The 17,952-nt window shown below is 55.7% G+C and carries 16 protein-coding genes; 9 read left to right on the top strand and 7 right to left on the bottom strand.

The window, feature by feature from the left end:
- Positions 1–22: 22 nt before the first annotated feature.
- The 8 genes from ygfM to idi all read left to right on the top strand — a co-directional run bounded on the left by ygfM (position 23) and on the right by idi (position 10,282).
- Positions 23–802: a molybdopterin-dependent oxidoreductase FAD-binding subunit gene (gene ygfM, locus QQZ17_RS01545; protein ID WP_152402165.1), complete on the top strand. Its 780-nt coding sequence runs from the start codon at positions 23–25 to the stop codon at positions 800–802.
- Positions 799–3,669, top strand: coding sequence for a molybdopterin-dependent oxidoreductase Mo/Fe-S-binding subunit (locus QQZ17_RS01550; protein ID WP_152402164.1), 2,871 nt, complete (start codon positions 799–801; stop codon positions 3,667–3,669). The genes ygfM and QQZ17_RS01550 overlap by 4 nt, the downstream gene beginning before the upstream one ends.
- Before the next feature lie 162 nt (positions 3,670–3,831).
- A complete protein-coding gene (locus tag QQZ17_RS01555) occupies positions 3,832–5,232 on the top strand; it encodes a nucleobase:cation symporter-2 family protein (protein ID WP_152402161.1) in 1,401 nt (466 codons plus the stop codon).
- A gap of 17 nt (positions 5,233–5,249) precedes the next feature.
- Positions 5,250–6,566 carry a guanine deaminase gene (gene guaD / locus QQZ17_RS01560; RefSeq protein ID WP_152402160.1) on the top strand — a complete coding sequence of 439 codons (1,317 nt, stop codon included), beginning with the start codon at positions 5,250–5,252 and terminating at the stop codon, positions 6,564–6,566.
- Between the two features lie 32 nt (positions 6,567–6,598).
- Complete coding sequence (gene ghxQ, locus QQZ17_RS01565; RefSeq protein WP_152402158.1) at positions 6,599–7,966, top strand: guanine/hypoxanthine transporter GhxQ; 1,368 nt, start codon at positions 6,599–6,601, stop codon at positions 7,964–7,966.
- Positions 7,967–8,027: 61 nt separating this feature from the next.
- On the top strand, positions 8,028–9,476 hold the full coding sequence (locus QQZ17_RS01570) for a nucleobase:cation symporter-2 family protein (RefSeq protein ID WP_152402156.1): 1,449 nt from the start codon (positions 8,028–8,030) through the stop codon (positions 9,474–9,476).
- Position 9,477: 1 nt separating this feature from the next.
- Positions 9,478–9,603, top strand: a complete 126-nt coding sequence (locus QQZ17_RS01575) for a hypothetical protein (RefSeq protein ID WP_268878668.1) — start codon at positions 9,478–9,480, stop codon at positions 9,601–9,603.
- Between the two features lie 133 nt (positions 9,604–9,736).
- A complete protein-coding gene (gene idi, locus QQZ17_RS01580; RefSeq protein ID WP_152402154.1) occupies positions 9,737–10,282 on the top strand; it encodes an isopentenyl-diphosphate Delta-isomerase in 546 nt (181 codons plus the stop codon).
- 67 nt (positions 10,283–10,349) lie between these two features.
- Here the strand turns inward: idi and lysS are convergent, their stop codons facing one another.
- The 5 genes from lysS to xerD form a co-directional block, all read right to left on the bottom strand.
- Complete coding sequence (gene lysS / locus QQZ17_RS01585; protein WP_152402152.1) at positions 10,350–11,867, bottom strand: lysine--tRNA ligase; 1,518 nt, start codon at positions 11,865–11,867, stop codon at positions 10,350–10,352.
- A gap of 9 nt (positions 11,868–11,876) precedes the next feature.
- Positions 11,877–12,975, bottom strand: a protein-coding gene (gene prfB / locus QQZ17_RS01590) for a peptide chain release factor 2 (RefSeq protein ID WP_152402150.1) whose coding sequence is annotated in 2 segments (ribosomal slippage) — positions 11,877–12,899 and positions 12,901–12,975 — 1,098 coding nt in all. Because the reading frame shifts where the segments join, the coding sequence is not laid out codon by codon here.
- Positions 12,976–13,080: 105 nt separating this feature from the next.
- Complete coding sequence (gene recJ, locus QQZ17_RS01595) at positions 13,081–14,814, bottom strand: single-stranded-DNA-specific exonuclease RecJ (RefSeq protein ID WP_152402148.1); 1,734 nt, start codon at positions 14,812–14,814, stop codon at positions 13,081–13,083.
- Positions 14,815–14,819: 5 nt separating this feature from the next.
- A complete protein-coding gene (dsbC, locus tag QQZ17_RS01600) occupies positions 14,820–15,533 on the bottom strand; it encodes a bifunctional protein-disulfide isomerase/oxidoreductase DsbC (protein WP_152402146.1) in 714 nt (237 codons plus the stop codon).
- A 23-nt stretch (positions 15,534–15,556) separates the two neighbouring features.
- Positions 15,557–16,453 carry a site-specific tyrosine recombinase XerD gene (gene xerD / locus QQZ17_RS01605; RefSeq protein ID WP_152402144.1) on the bottom strand — a complete coding sequence of 299 codons (897 nt, stop codon included), beginning with the start codon at positions 16,451–16,453 and terminating at the stop codon, positions 15,557–15,559.
- 100 nt (positions 16,454–16,553) lie between these two features.
- Between xerD and fldB the strand changes: the two genes are divergently transcribed.
- Positions 16,554–17,075 (top strand): flavodoxin FldB, encoded by a 522-nt coding sequence (gene fldB, locus QQZ17_RS01610; protein ID WP_102603584.1) that lies wholly within the window; start codon positions 16,554–16,556, stop codon positions 17,073–17,075.
- A gap of 99 nt (positions 17,076–17,174) precedes the next feature.
- On the opposite strand, the gene QQZ17_RS01615 is transcribed toward fldB, so the two are convergent.
- Entirely contained in the window at positions 17,175–17,582 is a 408-nt protein-coding gene (locus QQZ17_RS01615) for a protein YgfX (protein WP_152402141.1), read from the bottom strand.
- Entirely contained in the window at positions 17,563–17,829 is a 267-nt protein-coding gene (sdhE, locus tag QQZ17_RS01620) for an FAD assembly factor SdhE (RefSeq protein ID WP_152402139.1), read from the bottom strand. Before sdhE ends, QQZ17_RS01615 begins: the two co-directional genes overlap by 20 nt.
- Positions 17,830–17,952 lie beyond the last annotated feature (123 nt).

Raw genomic sequence — 17,952 nt, forward strand, 5'->3', positions numbered from 1 at the left:
AGGGAGTGATGAGGAATGATTGATGATTGAACAATTTTTCAGGCCCGACTCCGTTGACCAGGCGCTGGAACTCAAGCGCCGCTATCAGGAGGACGCCGTCTGGTTTGCCGGGGGCAGCAAACTCAACGCCACGCCAACGCGTACCGATAAGCGGATTGCCATTTCACTGCAGGAGCTGGAGCTGGAGTGGATCGACTGGGACAATGGCGCATTGCGTATTGGGGCAATGACTCGCCTGCAACCGTTACGCGACGCCCGCTATCTCCCGGCGGCACTGCGGGAGGCAATCGGCTTTATCTACTCGCGTCATTTACGCAACCAGGCAACCCTCGGCGGAGAGATTGCCGCGCACCAGAAAGAGTCCGTGTTACTCCCCGTCCTGCTGGCGCTGGACGCTCAGTTGGTTTTTGGTGATGGCGAAACCCTGTCGCTGGAAAGCTATCTCGCCTCCCCGCACGATCGCCTGATCACCGAAGTTATCATTAAAGATCCCTTCCGCCCTTGCGCCACTCGCAAAGTGAGCCGTTCACAGGCCGGACTCACCGTCGTGACGGCGGCGGTCGCGTTAACCGAACACGGAGGGATTTGCATCGCGCTGGACGGCGTGGCGGACAAAGCACAACGCCTGCGTGATGTGGAAACACAAACGCGTGAAGGTACGGAACTGGAACAGGCGGTCGCTAACGCGATATTCCCGCAGGAAGATATACGGGGCAGCGCCGCCTATAAGCGCTATATCACCGGCGTGGTGGTGGCCGATCTGTATGCCGACTGCCTGATGGCCGGGGAGGACGTTGTATGATGATTCACTTCACATTGAACGGCATGGTCCGTGAAATGAAGATTAACCCGGGCGAAAACGTACAGAAACTGCTGTTCAACCTCGGTATGCACTCGGTGCGCAACAGCGACGACGGATTCGGCTTCGCCGGTTCGGATGCGATTCTCTACAACGGTCGCATCGTCAATGCCTCATTACTGATTGCCGCGCAGTTGGATCACGCGGAGATCCGCACCAGCGAATCACTCGGTAAATGGAATGCGCTGAGCCTGGTACAACAGGCGATGGTGGATGTCGGCGTTGTACAGTCCGGTTACAACGATCCTGCCGCTGCGCTTATCATCAGCGATCTGCTGGAGCGTATCGCACTCCCCACGCGGGAAGAGATTGACGATGCGCTGTCCGGTCTGTTCAGTCGCGACGCGGGCTGGCAGCAATATTATCAGGTGATCGAACTGGCGGTAGCGCGTAAAAGCGATCCGCAAGCCCATATCAATGTCGCCCCCACGTTCCGCGACGATCTCGCGGTCATTGGCAAGCCCTGGCCAAAAACCGATGCCGCAAAAATGGTCCAGGCCAAGCCCTGCTATGTGGAAGATCGCATCACCCCTGACGCCTGCGTGATTAAAATGCTGCGCAGTCCGCATGCCCATGCGTTGATTACTCATCTCGACGTCAGCAAAGCCGAAGCGTTACCCGGCGTGGTTCACGTTATCACCCACCGTAACTGTCCCGATATCTACTATACGCCAGGCGGGCAAAGCGCGCCGGAACCCTCCCCGCTTGACCGTCGCATGTTCGGTAAGAAACTGCGCCACGTCGGCGATCGTGTTGCCGCCGTGGTTGCAGAAAGCGAAGAGATTGCACTGGCAGCGCTGGCGCTTATCGACGTGAAATATGACGTGCTTAAACCGGTATTGTCGATTGACGAAGCGATGGCGGACGATGCGCCAGTCGTACACGATGAACCGGTGGTATATGTTGCTGGCGCGCCGGAGACGCTGGAAGAAGACAACCGCCATGCCGCCCAGCGTGGCGAGCACATGATCATCAACTTTCCGATTGGTTCTCGTCCGCGCAAGAATATCGCCGCCAGTATTCATGGTCATATCGGCGACATGGAGAAAGGTTTCGCCGAAGCGGATGTGATTATTGAGCGTACCTACCATTCCACACAGGCGCAGCAGTGCCCGGCTGAGCCTCACATCTGTTTTACCCGCATGGACGGCGATCGCCTGATCATTCACGCCTCAACGCAGGTGCCGTGGCACCTTCGTCGCCAGGTCGCCCGTCTCGTCGGCATGAAGCAGCACAAGGTCCACGTCATCAAGGAGCGCGTCGGCGGCGGCTTTGGTTCCAAACAGGATATCCTGCTGGAAGAAGTCTGTGCCTGGGCGACCTGCGTGACCGGACGCCCGGTCTATTTTCGCTATACCCGTGAAGAGGAGTTTATTGCCAATACCTCCCGCCACGTTGCGAAAGTCACGGTTAAACTGGGCGCGAAGAACGATGGTCGCCTGACGGCGGTAAAAATGGACTTCCGCGCCAATACCGGCCCTTACGGCAACCATTCGCTGACCGTGCCGAGCAACGGTCCGGCGCTCTCGCTACCGCTGTATCCTTGCGACAACGTCGATTTCCAGGTCACCACCTACTACAGCAATATCTGTCCAACCGGGGCGTATCAGGGCTATGGCGCGCCGAAAGGCACCTTTGCAATGACGATGGCGTTAGCCGAGCTTGCCGAACAGTTACAAATTGACCAACTGGAGATCATCGAGCGCAACCGGGTTCACGAAGGACAGGAACTGAAAATCCTCGGCGCAATCGGTGAAGGGAAAGCGCCGACCTCTGTCCCTTCCGCCGCCAGCTGTGCGCTGGAAGAGATCCTGCGCCAGGGGCGGAAGATGATCGACTGGTCTTCCCCCAAACCGCAGGACGGTGACTGGCATACCGGTCGCGGGGTCGCCATTATCATGCAGAAATCAGGGATCCCGGATATCGATCAGGCCAACTGCATGATCAAACTGGAGTCCGATGGCACCTTCATCGTCCATTCCGGCGGGGCGGACATCGGCACCGGACTGGATACCGTGGTCACCAAGCTGGCGGCGGAAGTGCTGCACTGCGCGCCAGAGGAAGTGCATGTCATCTCCGGCGATACTGACCATGCGCTCTTCGACAAAGGCGCTTATGCCTCATCCGGCACCTGCTTCTCGGGGAACGCGGCGCGTAAGGCGGCGGAAAACCTGCGCGAGAAAATCCTCTTTCACGGTGCGCAAATGCTGGGCGAACCCGTTTCTGACGTTCAACTGGCGGCCCCTGGCGTCGTGCGCGGCAAGCAGGGAGAAGTGAGTTACGGTGACATCGCGCATAAAGCGGAGACGGGGACCGGTTTTGGCACACTGGTCGCCACGGCCAGTTACATCACCGCAGACTTCGCATTCCCCTATGGGGCGAACTTCGCCGAAGTCGCGGTGAATACCCGAACCGGCGAAATCCGTCTCGACAAGTTCTACGCGCTGCTGGACTGCGGCACGCCGGTTAACCCGGAACTCGCGCTGGGGCAAATCTACGGGGCATCAATGCGGGCCATCGGTCATAGCCTGAGCGAAGCGATCCTCTATGATGCCGAAGGCCATCCTCTGACCCGCGACCTGCGCAGCTATGGCGCGCCCAAAATTGGCGATATCCCCCGGGATTTTCGTGCCGTGCTGGTGCCAAGCGACGATAAGGTCGGCCCGTTCGGCGCTAAATCGATCTCTGAAATTGGCGTAAATGGCGCGGCGCCTGCCATTGCTACCGCGATTCATGATGCCTGCGGCGTGTGGTTGCGCGAATGGCATTTCACACCGGAGAAAATACTGACCGCGCTGGAAAAACTGTAGCGACGCGGGCCGCTCAGGCGGCCCGTGTTCATGACTCAATAATGATTAAATGCCGTCTGCGGAAATGAGATAAGCCGTTCTCAGGGCAACCTGCGCCTCAAATTCGCAGAATTTAATTCTGCTGATTCAGATGATCAAATTTACTTATTAAGGAGTGAAGGGATGTCTGATATATCACGTGCAGGCTCAGATCTGATTTACGAACTGGAGGATCGCCCTCCCTTTCATCAGTCGATTATTGGCGCGATCACCCACCTGCTGGCCATTTTTGTTCCCATGGTTACGCCAGCATTAATTGTCGGCACCGCGCTACAGCTCTCGGCGGAAACCACCGCCTATCTGGTCTCAATGGCGATGATTGCCTCCGGCATCGGCACCTGGCTGCAGGTCAATCGCTATGGCATGGTCGGCTCCGGTTTACTCTCGATTCAGTCGGTGAACTTCTCATTTGTCACGGTGATGATTGCGCTGGGCAGCGGGATGAAAAACGACGGCTTCCATGAAGAGTTGATCATGTCATCGCTGCTCGGCGTTTCCTTTGTCGGGGCATTTCTGGTGGTGGGGTCGTCTTTCATTCTGCCTTACTTGCGCAGAGTCATCACCCCAACCGTCAGCGGCATTGTGGTGCTGATGATTGGCCTGAGCCTGATTAAAGTCGGGATCATCGATTTTGGCGGCGGCTTTGCGGCGAAAAGCAGCGGCACCTACGGGAATTACGAGAACATCGGCGTCGGGTTGCTGGTACTGGTCGTGGTGATCGGTTTTAACTGCTGTCGCAGTCCGTTATTGAGAATGGGGGGTATCGCGATCGGCCTTTGCGTGGGCTATATCGTCTCTCTGTGCCTTGGCATGGTGGACTTCAGTGGTATACGCAATCTGCCGTGGGTCACCATCCCGACCCCGTTTAAGTACGGTTTCCAGTTCAATTTTCATCACTTCCTGGTTGTCGGGACCATTTATCTGCTCAGCGTGCTGGAAGCTGTAGGCGACATTACCGCGACAGCGATGGTTTCCCGGCGTCCGATTCAGGGAGATGAATATCAGTCGCGCCTGAAGGGTGGCGTGCTGGCCGATGGACTGGTCTCGGTCATTGCCTCTGCGGTGGGTTCACTCCCCTTGACGACCTTTGCGCAAAACAACGGCGTTATCCAGATGACCGGCGTCGCCTCACGCTATATCGGACGCACCATCGCCATCATGCTGGTGTTGCTTGGGCTGTTTCCGATGATTGGCGGCTTCTTCACTACCATTCCCTCGGCGGTGCTGGGGGGCGCGATGACGCTGATGTTCTCGATGATCGCGATCGCCGGGATCCGCATCATCATCACCAACGGGCTTAAGCGCCGTGAAACGCTGATTGTCGCCACCTCGTTGGGGCTGGGTCTGGGCGTCTCCTATGACCCGGAAATTTTCAAAATCCTGCCTGCCTCAATTTATGTGTTGGTGGAAAACCCCATCTGCGCAGGCGGTCTGACCGCCATTCTACTGAATATCATTCTCCCTGGAGGCTACCGGCCTGAAGAAGTGCTGCCTGGCATCGCCTCTGCGGAGGAAACGGATTAACGGTAAAGGAGTTTACGATGTCTGGAGAACACACGTTGAAAGCGGTGCGCGGCAGCTTTATTGATGTCACCCGCACCGCCGAAGACCCGGAAGAAATTGCCTCAGCGCTGCGATTTGTGGAAGACGGATTACTGCTGATTCGCCAGGGGAAAGTCGAATGGTTTGGCGAGTGGGAAGAAGGGAAAAAACGGATCCCTGACGCCATCCGTATCCGCGACTATCGCGGGAAACTGGTCGTGCCGGGATTCGTTGATACGCATATCCACTACCCCCAGAGCGAAATGGTCGGCGCCTATGGCGAGCAGTTACTGGAATGGCTGAATAAACACACTTTCCCGACCGAAAAACGCTACGAGGATCTGGAATACGCACGCGAGATGTCGGCTTTTTTCATCAAGCAGCTGTTGCGTAACGGCACCACCAGCGCACTGGTTTTTGGTACGGTCCATCCACAGTCCGTTGACGCGTTGTTCGAAGCCGCAAGCCACATCAATATGCGTATGATCGCCGGCAAAGTGATGATGGATCGTAACGCACCGGATTACCTGCTGGACGACGCCGAAAGCAGCTACCTGCAAAGTAAGGCGTTGATTGAGCGCTGGCATAAAAATGGCCGCCTGCTGTACGCCATCACGCCGCGCTTTGCGCCGACCTCTTCTCCACAGCAGATGGCGATGGCACAGCGTCTGCGTGAGGAATATCCCGATACCTGGGTGCATACCCATCTCTGTGAAAACAAAGACGAAATTGCCTGGGTTAAGGAACTCTATCCTGAACATGACGGCTACCTGGATGTGTACCACCAGTACGGGCTGACCGGCAAAAACTGCGTCTTCGCCCACTGCGTACATCTCGAAGAGAAAGAGTGGGATCGCCTGAGTGAAACCCGCTCCAGCATCGCCTTTTGTCCAACCTCTAACCTCTACCTCGGCAGCGGTTTGTTCAATCTGCAGAAAGCCTGGCGTAAGAAGATCAGCGTCGGCATGGGAACCGATATCGGTGCGGGCACCACTTTCAATATGCTGCAAACGCTGAACGAAGCCTACAAAGTGGTGCAATTGCAGGGTTACCGCCTTTCGGCATACGAAGCATTTTACCTGGCGACCCTCGGCGGCGCAAAAGCGCTGGGCCTCGACCATCTTATTGGCAACTTTATGCCCGGCAAAGAGGCGGACTTCGTGGTACTGGAACCGACGGCGACGCCGCTACAGCAACTGCGCTATGACAACTCTAAATCCCTGGTCGACAAATTGTTCGTGATGATGACGCTGGGCGACGATCGCTCTATTTACCGCACCTACGTCGATGGGCGTCTGGTGTACGAACGGACCTGACAGAACGCTAACATCCTGCTGAGGACATTATTATGTCTGGAGATATACTGCAAACCCCCGGCGCGTCGAAACCTCGCGGCGCGCTGGATAATTACTTCAAGATTACTGAGCGTGGCAGTACCGTGCGCCAGGAGATACTGGCCGGGTTGACCACCTTTCTGGCGATGGTCTATTCAGTCATTGTCGTGCCCGGAATGCTGGGGAAAGCGGGATTCCCACCCGCCGCCGTCTTTGTCGCCACCTGTCTCGTCGCAGGCTTCGGTTCGCTGTTGATGGGACTCTGGGCCAACCTGCCGATGGCTATCGGCTGCGCAATTTCTCTAACTGCTTTTACCGCATTCAGCCTGGTGCTGGGCCAGCAGATCTCGATTCCTGTCGCCCTCGGCGCGGTTTTCCTGATGGGGGTGATTTTTACCGCCATTTCGGTAACCGGGGTCCGGACCTGGATCCTGCGAAACTTACCCATGGGTATTGCACACGGCACAGGGATCGGTATTGGGCTGTTCCTGTTGCTGATCGCGGCAAACGGTGTCGGCATGGTGATTAAAAATCCGCTGGAAGGACTTCCGGTGGCACTCGGCGCATTTACCTCTTTCCCGGTGCTGATGAGTCTGCTGGGGCTGGCGGTCATCTTCGGGCTGGAGAAATGCCGCGTCCCCGGCGGGATCCTGCTGGTGATTATCGCCATCTCCATTATCGGTTTGATATTTGACCCTGCCGTCAAATATCACGGTCTGGTCGCCATGCCCAGTCTGAGCGGCGAAGATGGTAAGTCTCTGATTTTTAGCCTTGATATTATGGGGGCCTTACAACCTGCGGTGCTGCCAAGCGTACTGGCGCTGGTGATGACGGCGGTATTCGATGCCACCGGCACCATCCGCGCCGTCGCCGGACAGGCGAATCTGCTGGATAAGGACAACCAGATAATCAACGGCGGTAAAGCGCTGACCAGCGACTCCATCAGCTCCGTGTTTTCCGGGCTGGTAGGCGCAGCACCGGCTGCCGTCTATATTGAATCCGCTGCAGGAACCGCCGCCGGAGGGAAAACAGGGCTGACCGCCACCATCGTCGGCTGTTTATTCCTGCTTATCCTGTTTTTATCTCCTCTCTCTTACCTGATTCCAGGCTATGCGACTGCCCCTGCGCTGATGTACGTAGGCTTACTGATGCTCAGCAACGTCTCAAAACTGGATTTCGATGATTTTATCGATGCGATGGCCGGTCTGGTCTGCGCGGTCTTTATCGTCCTGACCTGTAACATCGTTACCGGCATTATGCTCGGTTTCGTGACGCTGGTTGTTGGTCGTGTTTTTGCCCGGGAATGGCAGAAGCTGAATATCGGTACCGTCATCATTACCGTCGCGCTGGTCGCGTTCTACGCCGGCGGATGGGCAATTTAAGCGATGCTCCGCGCACGCGCGCGGAGCTGTTCTATCGGCCTCGCCCTTCAGGAGAAAACGCATGAGCGCCATAGATTCCCAACATCCCTCACCTTCGGGGCAAGACCGCGCCACCGATGAGGTAGACCGCCTGTTATCGCCAGGCAAACTGGTCGTACTCGGTTTACAGCATGTGTTGGTCATGTACGCAGGCGCGGTCGCTGTCCCGTTGATGATTGGCGACAGGCTCGGCCTCAGTAAAGAAGCCATCACGCTGTTAATCAGTTCTGATCTCTTTTGCTGCGGGATCGTTACCCTACTGCAATGTATTGGCATCGGCCGCTTTATGGGGATTCGCCTGCCCGTGATTATGTCGGTGACGTTTGCCGCCGTGACGCCGATGATTGCGATTGGCATCAATCCGGATATCGGTCTGTTGGGCATTTTTGGCTCAACTATCGCCGCTGGGGTGATAACCACACTCTTAGCGCCGCTTGTCGGTCGCCTGATGCCGTTATTTCCGCCGCTGGTGACGGGTGTGGTGATCACCTCAATTGGCCTGAGCATTATTCAGGTGGGCGTTGACTGGGCAGCAGGCGGGAAAGGCAATCCTGAATATGGGAATCCGGTCTATTTGGGCATTTCGTTTGCGGTCTTAATTTTTATTTTATTAATCACCCGATATGCCAAAGGTTTTATGTCCAACGTCGCAGTCCTGCTGGGGATCATCTTTGGCTTTGCGCTCTCATGGATGATGAATGAAGTGAACTTGTCAGGCCTGCACGATGCTTCGTGGTTCGCGATTGTCACACCGATGGCCTTCGGTACGCCCGTCTTTGATCCAGTGTCGATTCTGACCATGACGGCCGTGCTGATTATTGTGTTTATTGAATCGATGGGGATGTTCCTGGCGCTCGGTGAAATCGTCGGTCGCAAACTCTCTTCGCAGGATATCATTCGCGGCCTGCGCGTGGATGGCGTCGGGACGATGATTGGCGGACTGTTTAACAGCTTTCCGCATACCTCGTTTTCCCAAAACGTTGGTCTGGTCAGCGTCACGCGCGTGCACAGTCGATGGGTCTGCATCGCCTCTGGCGTCATCTTAATTTTGTTTGGCATGGTGCCGAAAATGGCGGTTCTGGTCGCCTCCATTCCGCAGTTCGTCCTCGGCGGCGCAGGGCTGGTGATGTTTGGCATGGTACTGGCGACCGGGATCCGCATTCTCTCACGCTGCAATTACACCGCGAACCGTTACAACCTCTACATTGTGGCCATCAGCCTGGGCGTTGGCATGACGCCGACGTTATCACATGACTTTTTTTCTCGCCTGCCTGCTGTACTCCAGCCGCTGCTGCACAGCGGCATTATGCTAGCCACCTTCAGCGCGGTGGTATTGAATCTGTTTTTCAATGGTTATCACCACCATACCGGACTGGTACAGGAATCCATCTCGGATAAAAACCTGAAGGTCAGAACGGTGCGAATGTGGCTGCTGATGCGCAAGCTGAAAAAAAATCAGCAGGATGAGTAGCATGAGTCTCTTTTTGCGCTGCCTGATAACCCTGCTGTTGCTTATGCTGATGTCGATCCCCGCCGTTTCAGACGGCATTGCGCTGGGTATCGAAAGTCGCTTCCAGTTTATGCTGCTGTTTTTCTAAAATCGCGCCTGCGCCCGACATCCGTACCGCAAGATACGGATGTCAAATTCCGCCGTTAAACGCTCCCAGAGTTAATCAATACGTCGTGAGATCTCATATACTGGTACGTGCTTAAGAATTACAGTGAGACATTATGCGACAGGAACACGTCATTTTGCTGGATGCACAGGACACCCCTTCCGGCACGCTGGAAAAATACAGCGCCCACACCGCCAACACACCATTGCATCTCGCCTTCTCTTCCTGGCTGTTCAATGCAGAGGGGCAACTTTTGGTGACTCGCCGATCGCTTGCGAAAAAAGCGTGGCCGGGAGTTTGGACGAACTCGGTTTGCGGCCACCCTCAACGGGGTGAAAGCCACGAAGAGGCCGTTATCCGCCGCTGCCGTCATGAGCTTGGCGTAGAGATTGCCAGCCTGACCCCCGTCTACCCTGCATTCCGCTATCGGGCGACCGATCCCAGTGGGATCGTAGAAAATGAGGTTTGTCCGGTCTATGCGGCACGGGTAACCAGTGAACTGCAGGTCAATCACGACGAAGTGATGGATTATCAATGGAGCAGTCTGGAGGATGTTTTACGCGGAACTGACGCGACGCCGTGGGCCTTCAGTCCGTGGATGGTGATGCAGGCTGCTGATGATAATGCGCGCGAGCGACTGCGAGAATATTGCCGACGTTAATTGACGCCGGATGGCGCTACGCTTATCCGGCCTACGGCAAGCGTAACGCTATCCAACATTTCACCGCTTATTTTACCGGACGCATCGCCGGGAACAGGATCACGTCACGAATAGTGTGGCTGTTGGTGAACAGCATCACCATACGGTCAATCCCAATACCCAGACCCGCCGTCGGCGGCAGACCATGCTCCAGCGCAGTCACATAGTCTTCGTCGTAGAACATCGCTTCGTCGTCGCCCGCCGCTTTCGCGTCAACCTGATCCTGGAAGCGCTGCGCCTGATCTTCCGCATCGTTCAGCTCGCTAAAGCCGTTACCGATCTCACGGCCGCCGATGAAGAACTCAAAGCGATCGGTGATCTCCGGATTCTCGTCATTACGACGCGCCAGCGGAGACACTTCTGCCGGGTATTCGGTAATGAAGGTCGGCTGAATCAGATGCGCTTCGGCCACTTCTTCGAAGATTTCAGTCACGATACGGCCCAGACCCCAGCTCTTCTCTACCTTGATACCGAGAGATTCGGCGATCGCTTTGGCGGAGTCGAAGTTATCCAGTTCAGCCATTTCCGTTTCCGGACGGTATTTCTTGATAGCTTCGCGCATGGTCAGTTTTTCGAACGGCTTGCCGAAGTCGAACACTTCATCACCGTAAGGGACTTCCGTTTTACCTAACACATCCTGCGCCAGGGTACGGAACAGAGACTCGGTCAGTTCGATCAGATCTTTGTAGTCCGCATACGCCATGTAGAGTTCCATCATGGTGAACTCTGGGTTATGACGTACGGAGATCCCTTCGTTACGGAAGTTACGGTTGATTTCGAACACGCGCTCGAAACCACCCACCACCAGACGCTTCAGGTACAGTTCCGGTGCAATACGCAGGTACATATCCAGATCCAGCGCATTGTGATGGGTGATAAACGGACGCGCAGAGGCGCCGCCTGGGATCACCTGCATCATCGGGGTCTCAACTTCCATAAAGCCGCGACCGACCATGAACTGACGGATGCCCGCCAGGATCTGGGAACGCACCTTAAAGGTGTTACGGGATTCATCGTTAGAGATGAGATCCAGATAGCGCTGACGATAACGGGCTTCCTGATCCTGCAAACCGTGGAATTTATCCGGCAGCGGACGCAGCGCTTTAGTCAGCAGACGCAATTCGGTGCAGTGGATAGACAGTTCGCCCGTTTTGGTCTTGAACAGTTTCCCCTTCGCACCAAGGATGTCGCCGAGGTCCCATTTCTTAAACTGCTCGTTGTAAGTGCCTTCCGGCAGATCGTCACGGGCAACGTACAGTTGAATACGCCCCCCCACGTCCTGCAACGTAACAAAGGACGCTTTACCCATGATACGACGGGTCATCATGCGGCCTGCAACGGACACCTCGATGTTCAGCGCTTCCAGCTCTTCGTTCTCTTTCGCATCGAAGTCAGCGTGCAGTTGGTCTGAGGTGTGATCGCGACGGAAATCGTTCGGGAAGGCGATACCCTGCTCGCGCAGTCCTGCCAGCTTCTCACGGCGCGTTTTCAGTTCGTTGTTAAGATCGGCTACCGCGTCAGCGCCCTGTGCGTGTTGTTCAGACATGTTGGTTCCTCATAACCCTGCTTTCAAACTTGCTTCGATAAATTGATCCAGGCTGCCGTCCAGCACGGCTTGCGTGTTACGGGTTTCAACCCCGGTACGCAAGTCTTTAATGCGGGAGTCATCAAGGACGTAAGAACGAATCTGGCTTCCCCAGCCGATGTCGGATTTAGTATCTTCCATCGCCTGCTTCTCGGCGTTCTTCTTCTGCATTTCCAGTTCATAAAGCTTTGCTTTCATCTGCTTCATGGCCTGGTCTTTGTTCTTGTGCTGGGAACGGTCGTTCTGGCACTGCGTCACAATCCCGGTCGGGATGTGAGTAATACGCACCGCAGATTCGGTACGGTTAACGTGCTGACCGCCCGCGCCGGATGCGCGATACACGTCGATACGCAGGTCTGCCGGGTTGATTTCGATATCAATATCGTCATCCACTTCCGGGTAAACGAACGCGGAGCTAAACGAGGTATGACGACGACCGCCGGAGTCAAACGGGCTCTTACGTACCAGACGGTGAACGCCAGTTTCCGTACGCAGCCAGCCGTAGGCATATTCGCCAGAAATCTTAATGGTCACGGATTTGATCCCGGCCACTTCCCCTTCTGACTCTTCAATAATTTCGGTCTTGAAGCCGCGCGCTTCTGCCCAGCGCAGATACATACGCTCCAGCATACTTGCCCAGTCCTGCGCTTCAGTCCCACCGGAACCGGCCTGGATGTCGAGGTAGCAATCGGCGCTGTCATATTCACCGGAGAACATACGACGAAACTCCAGCTGCGCCAGTTTTTCGTCAAGCGTTTCAAGTTCCGCAACGGCTTCGTTAAAGGTTTCTTCGTCGTCGGCTTCTACAGCCAGATCCAGCAGGCCGGAAACATCTTCCAGCCCCTGAGACATTTGGTCGAGGGTGTCGACAATCGCTTCAAGCGAGGAACGTTCTTTGCCCAGCGCCTGCGCGCGTTCGGGTTCGTTCCAGACGTCCGGCTGTTCCAGCTCGGCGTTTACTTCTTCCAGACGCTCTTTCTTGGCATCATAGTCAAAGATACCCCCTAAGAACGTCAGAGCGCTCCGTGAGGTCCTGAATGCGGTTTTTTACCGGATTAATTTCAAACATGGTCTGATTTCTTTTATTGGACTTGTCAAAATGCGGTGATAAGAGCGGGATTGTAACCAATCCACGCTCTTTTTTATAGAGAATAGTGACGGTAAAGTGGTCAGATTACACGGGCCAGATATTATCGATGATTAACTGCAAACTACGGTTGCCGCGAAATTCGTTAATATCCAGTTTGTAGGCCAGTTCAACTTCGCGCACGCCGTTATCCGGCCAGCAGGCGGTATCGACGTTAAAGGCGATGCCGTCCAGCAGCGGTCCTCCGCCAACGGGTTCGACCATCACTTTCAAATGCCGCTCGCCAACCAGACGCTGCTGAAGCAGGCGGAAACGCCCGTCAAACAGCGGTTCCGGAAACATCTGCCCCCACGGACCGGCGTCGCGTAGCAACTGCGCGACCTCCATCGTCATCTCCGCCGCGCTCAGCGGGCCATCAGAGACCACTTCCCCCTGTAACAGCGACGGATCCAGCCATTCGGTGACCAGCTCGCCAAAACGCTGCTGGAACAGATCGAATTTCGCCTCTTCCAGCGACAGTCCCGCCGCCATCGCATGGCCGCCGAATTTAATCATCAACCCCGGATGCAGCGAATCCAGCCGCTCCAGCGCATCACGCATGTGCAGACCCTGAATGGATCGCCCGGAGCCTTTCAGCGTGCCGTCACCTGCCGGTGCAAAAGCGATCACCGGGCGATGAAAACGCTCTTTAATGCGCGAGGCGAGGATCCCAACCACTCCCTGATGCCACTCAGGATGATACATCGCCAGACCGCCAGGCAGCGTCTCGCGGCTGCGCTCCAGCTTCTCGCACAGGGTCAGCGCTTCCGCCTGCATCCCCTGCTCAATCTCTTTACGCGTCTGGTTCAGCGCATCCAGCTCATTGGCCAGTACTCGCGCTTCGCCGATGTTATCGCACAGCAATAGCGCCACACCGACGGACATATCATCCAGCCGACCCGCGGCGTTCAGACGCGGACCGAGGGCGAAACCTAAATCACTGGCGGCAAGCTTTTGCGCATCGCGGTTGGACACTTCCAGCAGCGCTTTGATCCCCGGACGGCATTTTCCGGCGCGAATGCGGCTTAAGCCCTGCCAGGTGAGGATCCGGTTGTTGGCATCCAGCGGCACCACGTCCGCCACGGTGCCCAGCGCGACCAGATCGAGCAGATCCGCCAGGTTAGGCGGCGCAATGCCACGTTCGTCAAACCAGCCCTTATCGCGCAGGAAAGTGCGCAGGGCAAGCATCAGATAAAACGCCACGCCCACGCCGGCCAGCGATTTCGACGGGAAATCACAGTCAGTCAGATTTGGGTTGATGATGGCTTCGGCTGCTGGCAACGTCTCGCCCGGCAGGTGGTGATCGGTAACCACCACCGGGATCCCCAGCGCCCTGGCGTGATCCACACCGGCATGGGAAGAGATACCGTTATCGACGGTGACAATCAGCTGCGCGCCGCGCGCATGGGCCTGATCGACCACTTCCGGACTTAAACCGTAACCATCCTCAAAACGGTTTGGCACCAGGTAGCTGATGTTATCGCAGCCCAGCGAGCGCATCCCCAGCACGCTCAGGGCGGTACTGGTTGCGCCGTCCGCATCGAAGTCGCCGACCACGATGATGCGCGTCCCCTCGCGAAAGGCGTTATAGAGGATTTCGACCGCTTTTTCGACGCCGCTCAGTTGCTGCCAGGGCAGCATGCCTTTTACGCTGCGCTCGAGATCCCGGGCACTGCGTACACCACGACTGGCGTACAAGCGGCGTAACAGCGGCGAGAGATCGGCAGGCAGTTCTGCCGATTCATCGACTTCCCGCCGACGAAGTTGTATCTGTTGTTTCACGCGAATTACTTACCACTGGTCTGTTTTTGGTGCTCGTCAAGAAACGCTTTCATCTCTTTCGGCCCCTGATAACCTGGTACGACATAGCCGTTGCTCAGCACAATGGCTGGCGTGCCACTTACGCCAAACTGCACGCCCAGCGCGTAGTGATCCGCGATGTTCACATCACAGGTTGCCGCTTTCACACCTTTGCCAGCCATCGCGTCATCAAACGCTTTGGCTTTGTCTTTTGCACACCAGATGGACTTCATATCCTGTTCGGCCTGGCTTTCCAGTCCCTGGCGCGGGAAGGCGAGGTAGCGGACGGTAATGCCCAGCGCATTGTAGTCCTTCATCTCTTCATGCAGCTTGTGGCAGTAGCCACAGGTGATATCGGTAAAGACGGTGATAACGTGTTTTTCCTGTGGCGCTTTATAGACGATCATTTCATTTTCCAGCGCGTTCAGGTGCTTCATCAGCAGCTGATTGGTCACGTTGACCGGCGTCGCACCGCTGACGTCGTACATTGGCCCCTGAATGATATGTTTACCGTCTTCCGTCACGTACAGCACGCCGCTGTTGGTCAGCACCGTTTTCATCCCGGCAATTGGGGCGGGTTGAATATCCGTGCTCTGCACGCCCAGTTTCGTCAGAGACTGGCGGATCGCGGCGTCGTCGGCGTGTGCCAGGCCGGAAAACGCGGTGGCCAGCAGGGTAAACAGCATTAAACCTTTTTTCATAACCTTTCCTGTTCGCTCAGCATTCACGCTCTTGGGTGATGCTGTTGATGAAGTTGACGCAAGCGCGCTGTCGCAACATGAGTATAAATCTGCGTGGTGGAGAGATCGCTGTGACCCAGCAACATCTGCACCACGCGTAAATCGGCGCCATGATTGAGCAAATGCGTGGCAAATGCGTGGCGTAAAACGTGCGGTGACAGCTTTTCACTGTCGATTCCCGCTAATACGGCATAGTGCTTAATGCGGTGCCAGAAGGTCTGGCGCGTCATCTGCTGGGCGCGTTGACTGGGAAACAGCACGTCAATCGACACGCCGTTCAGCAGCCACGGACGCCCATGCTCCAGGTACGTCTCCACCCAGTACACCGCCTCTTCGCCCAATGGAACGAGTCGCTCTTTATTGCCTTTACCGATCACCCGAACCACACCCTGGCGCAGACTGATGTCACTCATCGTCAGCCCGACGAGTTCAGACACACGCAGTCCCGTGGCATACAGGATCTCAAGCATGGCTTTATCGCGTAACTCCAGCGGTTGGTCAACCACTGGCGCCTGTAATAATCGCTCAACTTGCGCTTCACTGAGATCTTTCGGTAAGCGCTGTGGCAATTTAGGCGACGCCAGCGTCGCTGTTGGATCGTCTGAACGGATCTTCTCGCGATAAAGATGCTGGAAAAGCCGCCGCACCGCGCTCAGCAGTCGTGCGGTACTGGTCGCTTTATACCCGCCGTCCATCCGCTCGGCCAGTAATGCCTGCAGATCGTCGCTTTGCGCGGTATCCAGCGACACCTGACGGTGTGCGAGCCACTCCACCAACATGGTCAAATCGCGGCGATAGGCGCTCAGCGTATTTTCCGCCAGATTTTTCTCCAGCCAGAGCGCATCAAGGAATTGTTCGATGCGCGCAAGATCCTGTTCCACATCAGCCTCTTTGATTCTGCAACCCGCCATTATGACTCAATGATACGGGTTTCTGGTACACTACGCGCAAAGTCATAGCAAGTATTGAGACGTTTACGCGATGAATATTGGTCTTTTTTACGGTTCCAGCACCTGCTACACCGAGATGGCGGCAGAGAAAATTCGCGACATCATCGGCCCGGAACTGGTAACACTGCATAATCTGAAAGATGATGCCCCGGCCCTGATGGAGCAGTACGATGTGCTGATCTTAGGCATTCCCACCTGGGATTTCGGTGAAATTCAGGAAGACTGGGAGGCCGTCTGGGATCAACTGGACGAGCTCAACCTCGAAGGCAAAATTGTCGCACTTTACGGTATGGGCGACCAGTTAGGCTACGGCGAGTGGTTCCTTGACGCGCTGGGCATGCTGCATGACAAACTGTCGACCAAAGGGGTCAAATTCGTCGGTTACTGGCCTACCGAAGGCTACGAGTTCACCAGCCCTAAACCGGTCATTGCCGAGGGTCAGCTGTTCGTCGGTCTCGCCCTGGATGAAACCAATCAATACGATCTCAGCGATGAGCGTATTCAGGCATGGTGCGAGCAAATTCTTGGTGAAATGGCCGAGCACTATTCCTGATACCGATTTCCTGATACCGATTATCTGAGACAAAACCCCTGACCCGTAGGGCTGGCAGTAAAAACCGTCAGCCCTGCCAGCGCATTCCACCCATTACGCCTATCCCAGCGTCGAATTTTGCATCATCAGGCGGCGTAAATCTCGCCATTCAGCTTTATCCATACTGTCTGCCGCGAGCCACAAATGCTGGCGTTTACCGGTTTCTGACCGCAAGCGCAACATCATGCCGGTTTTAATCATCCACGGCGCACTGACGATAAGCCAGTCCTGCCCCTGCCAGCGGAGCCGTCCATCCATCAGAAGTTTGACCTCCCCCTGACGGGCGTTAATTCGACGCTGGCTACGGACGCAGTCAAACACAACCAGCGAAAGCAGTATCAACCACAACGGCGTGTAGCTCAGCGGCCATGGCATTAATAGAATAGCCGCAGCGACCAGCCCATGCAGAAGTAGCGATAACCACTGTGCGCGCCATGAGACGCGGAGATCAGATTGCCACAGGACCACGATCCCGATTCCGTGTCTGAATGAGTCGTACCATCTGCGCCAGTTCAGCATCTGCCGGTTTACCGTGATTCATCAACCAGTTGAATAAATCCGGGTCATCACACTCCAGCAGACGAATAAAAATACGTTTTTCATCGTCGCTCAACGTGTCGTATTCATGTTCGAAAAACGGCATGATGGAAATATCGAGTTCACGCATACCGCGTCGGCATGCCCAGTGAATACGTGCTTTATTGTTAATATCCATTTTTTTCTTCCTGTCTCACTCAAATGAACTACCCGACTATTGTAACGTGTTTTTCATCCTGTTTTGCGGGAATATCCGTAATCACAAGCGCGATCGCTAATTAAATCCCCAATAACTCAATGG

It is taken from the genome of Citrobacter sp. T1.2D-1 (assembly GCF_950098555.1).
GTDB lineage: Bacteria > Pseudomonadota > Gammaproteobacteria > Enterobacterales > Enterobacteriaceae > Citrobacter_A > Citrobacter_A telavivensis.

What these genes read in the sequence shown, in the direction of transcription:
- ygfM (WP_152402165.1), top strand. Translation starts at nt 23, where the DNA reads ATGATTGAACAATTTTTCAGGCCCGACTCCGTTGACCAGGCGCTGGAA.
- QQZ17_RS01550 (WP_152402164.1), top strand. Translation starts at nt 799, where the DNA reads ATGATGATTCACTTCACATTGAACGGCATGGTCCGTGAAATGAAGATT.
- QQZ17_RS01555 (WP_152402161.1), top strand. Translation starts at nt 3,832, where the DNA reads ATGTCTGATATATCACGTGCAGGCTCAGATCTGATTTACGAACTGGAG.
- guaD (WP_152402160.1), top strand. Translation starts at nt 5,250, where the DNA reads ATGTCTGGAGAACACACGTTGAAAGCGGTGCGCGGCAGCTTTATTGAT.
- ghxQ (WP_152402158.1), top strand. Translation starts at nt 6,599, where the DNA reads ATGTCTGGAGATATACTGCAAACCCCCGGCGCGTCGAAACCTCGCGGC.
- QQZ17_RS01570 (WP_152402156.1), top strand. Translation starts at nt 8,028, where the DNA reads ATGAGCGCCATAGATTCCCAACATCCCTCACCTTCGGGGCAAGACCGC.
- QQZ17_RS01575 (WP_268878668.1), top strand. Translation starts at nt 9,478, where the DNA reads ATGAGTCTCTTTTTGCGCTGCCTGATAACCCTGCTGTTGCTTATGCTG.
- idi (WP_152402154.1), top strand. Translation starts at nt 9,737, where the DNA reads ATGCGACAGGAACACGTCATTTTGCTGGATGCACAGGACACCCCTTCC.
- lysS (WP_152402152.1), bottom strand. Translation starts at nt 11,867, where the DNA reads ATGTCTGAACAACACGCACAGGGCGCTGACGCGGTAGCCGATCTTAAC.
- dsbC (WP_152402146.1), bottom strand. Translation starts at nt 15,533, where the DNA reads ATGAAAAAAGGTTTAATGCTGTTTACCCTGCTGGCCACCGCGTTTTCC.
- fldB (WP_102603584.1), top strand. Translation starts at nt 16,554, where the DNA reads ATGAATATTGGTCTTTTTTACGGTTCCAGCACCTGCTACACCGAGATG.
- sdhE (WP_152402139.1), bottom strand. Translation starts at nt 17,829, where the DNA reads ATGGATATTAACAATAAAGCACGTATTCACTGGGCATGCCGACGCGGT.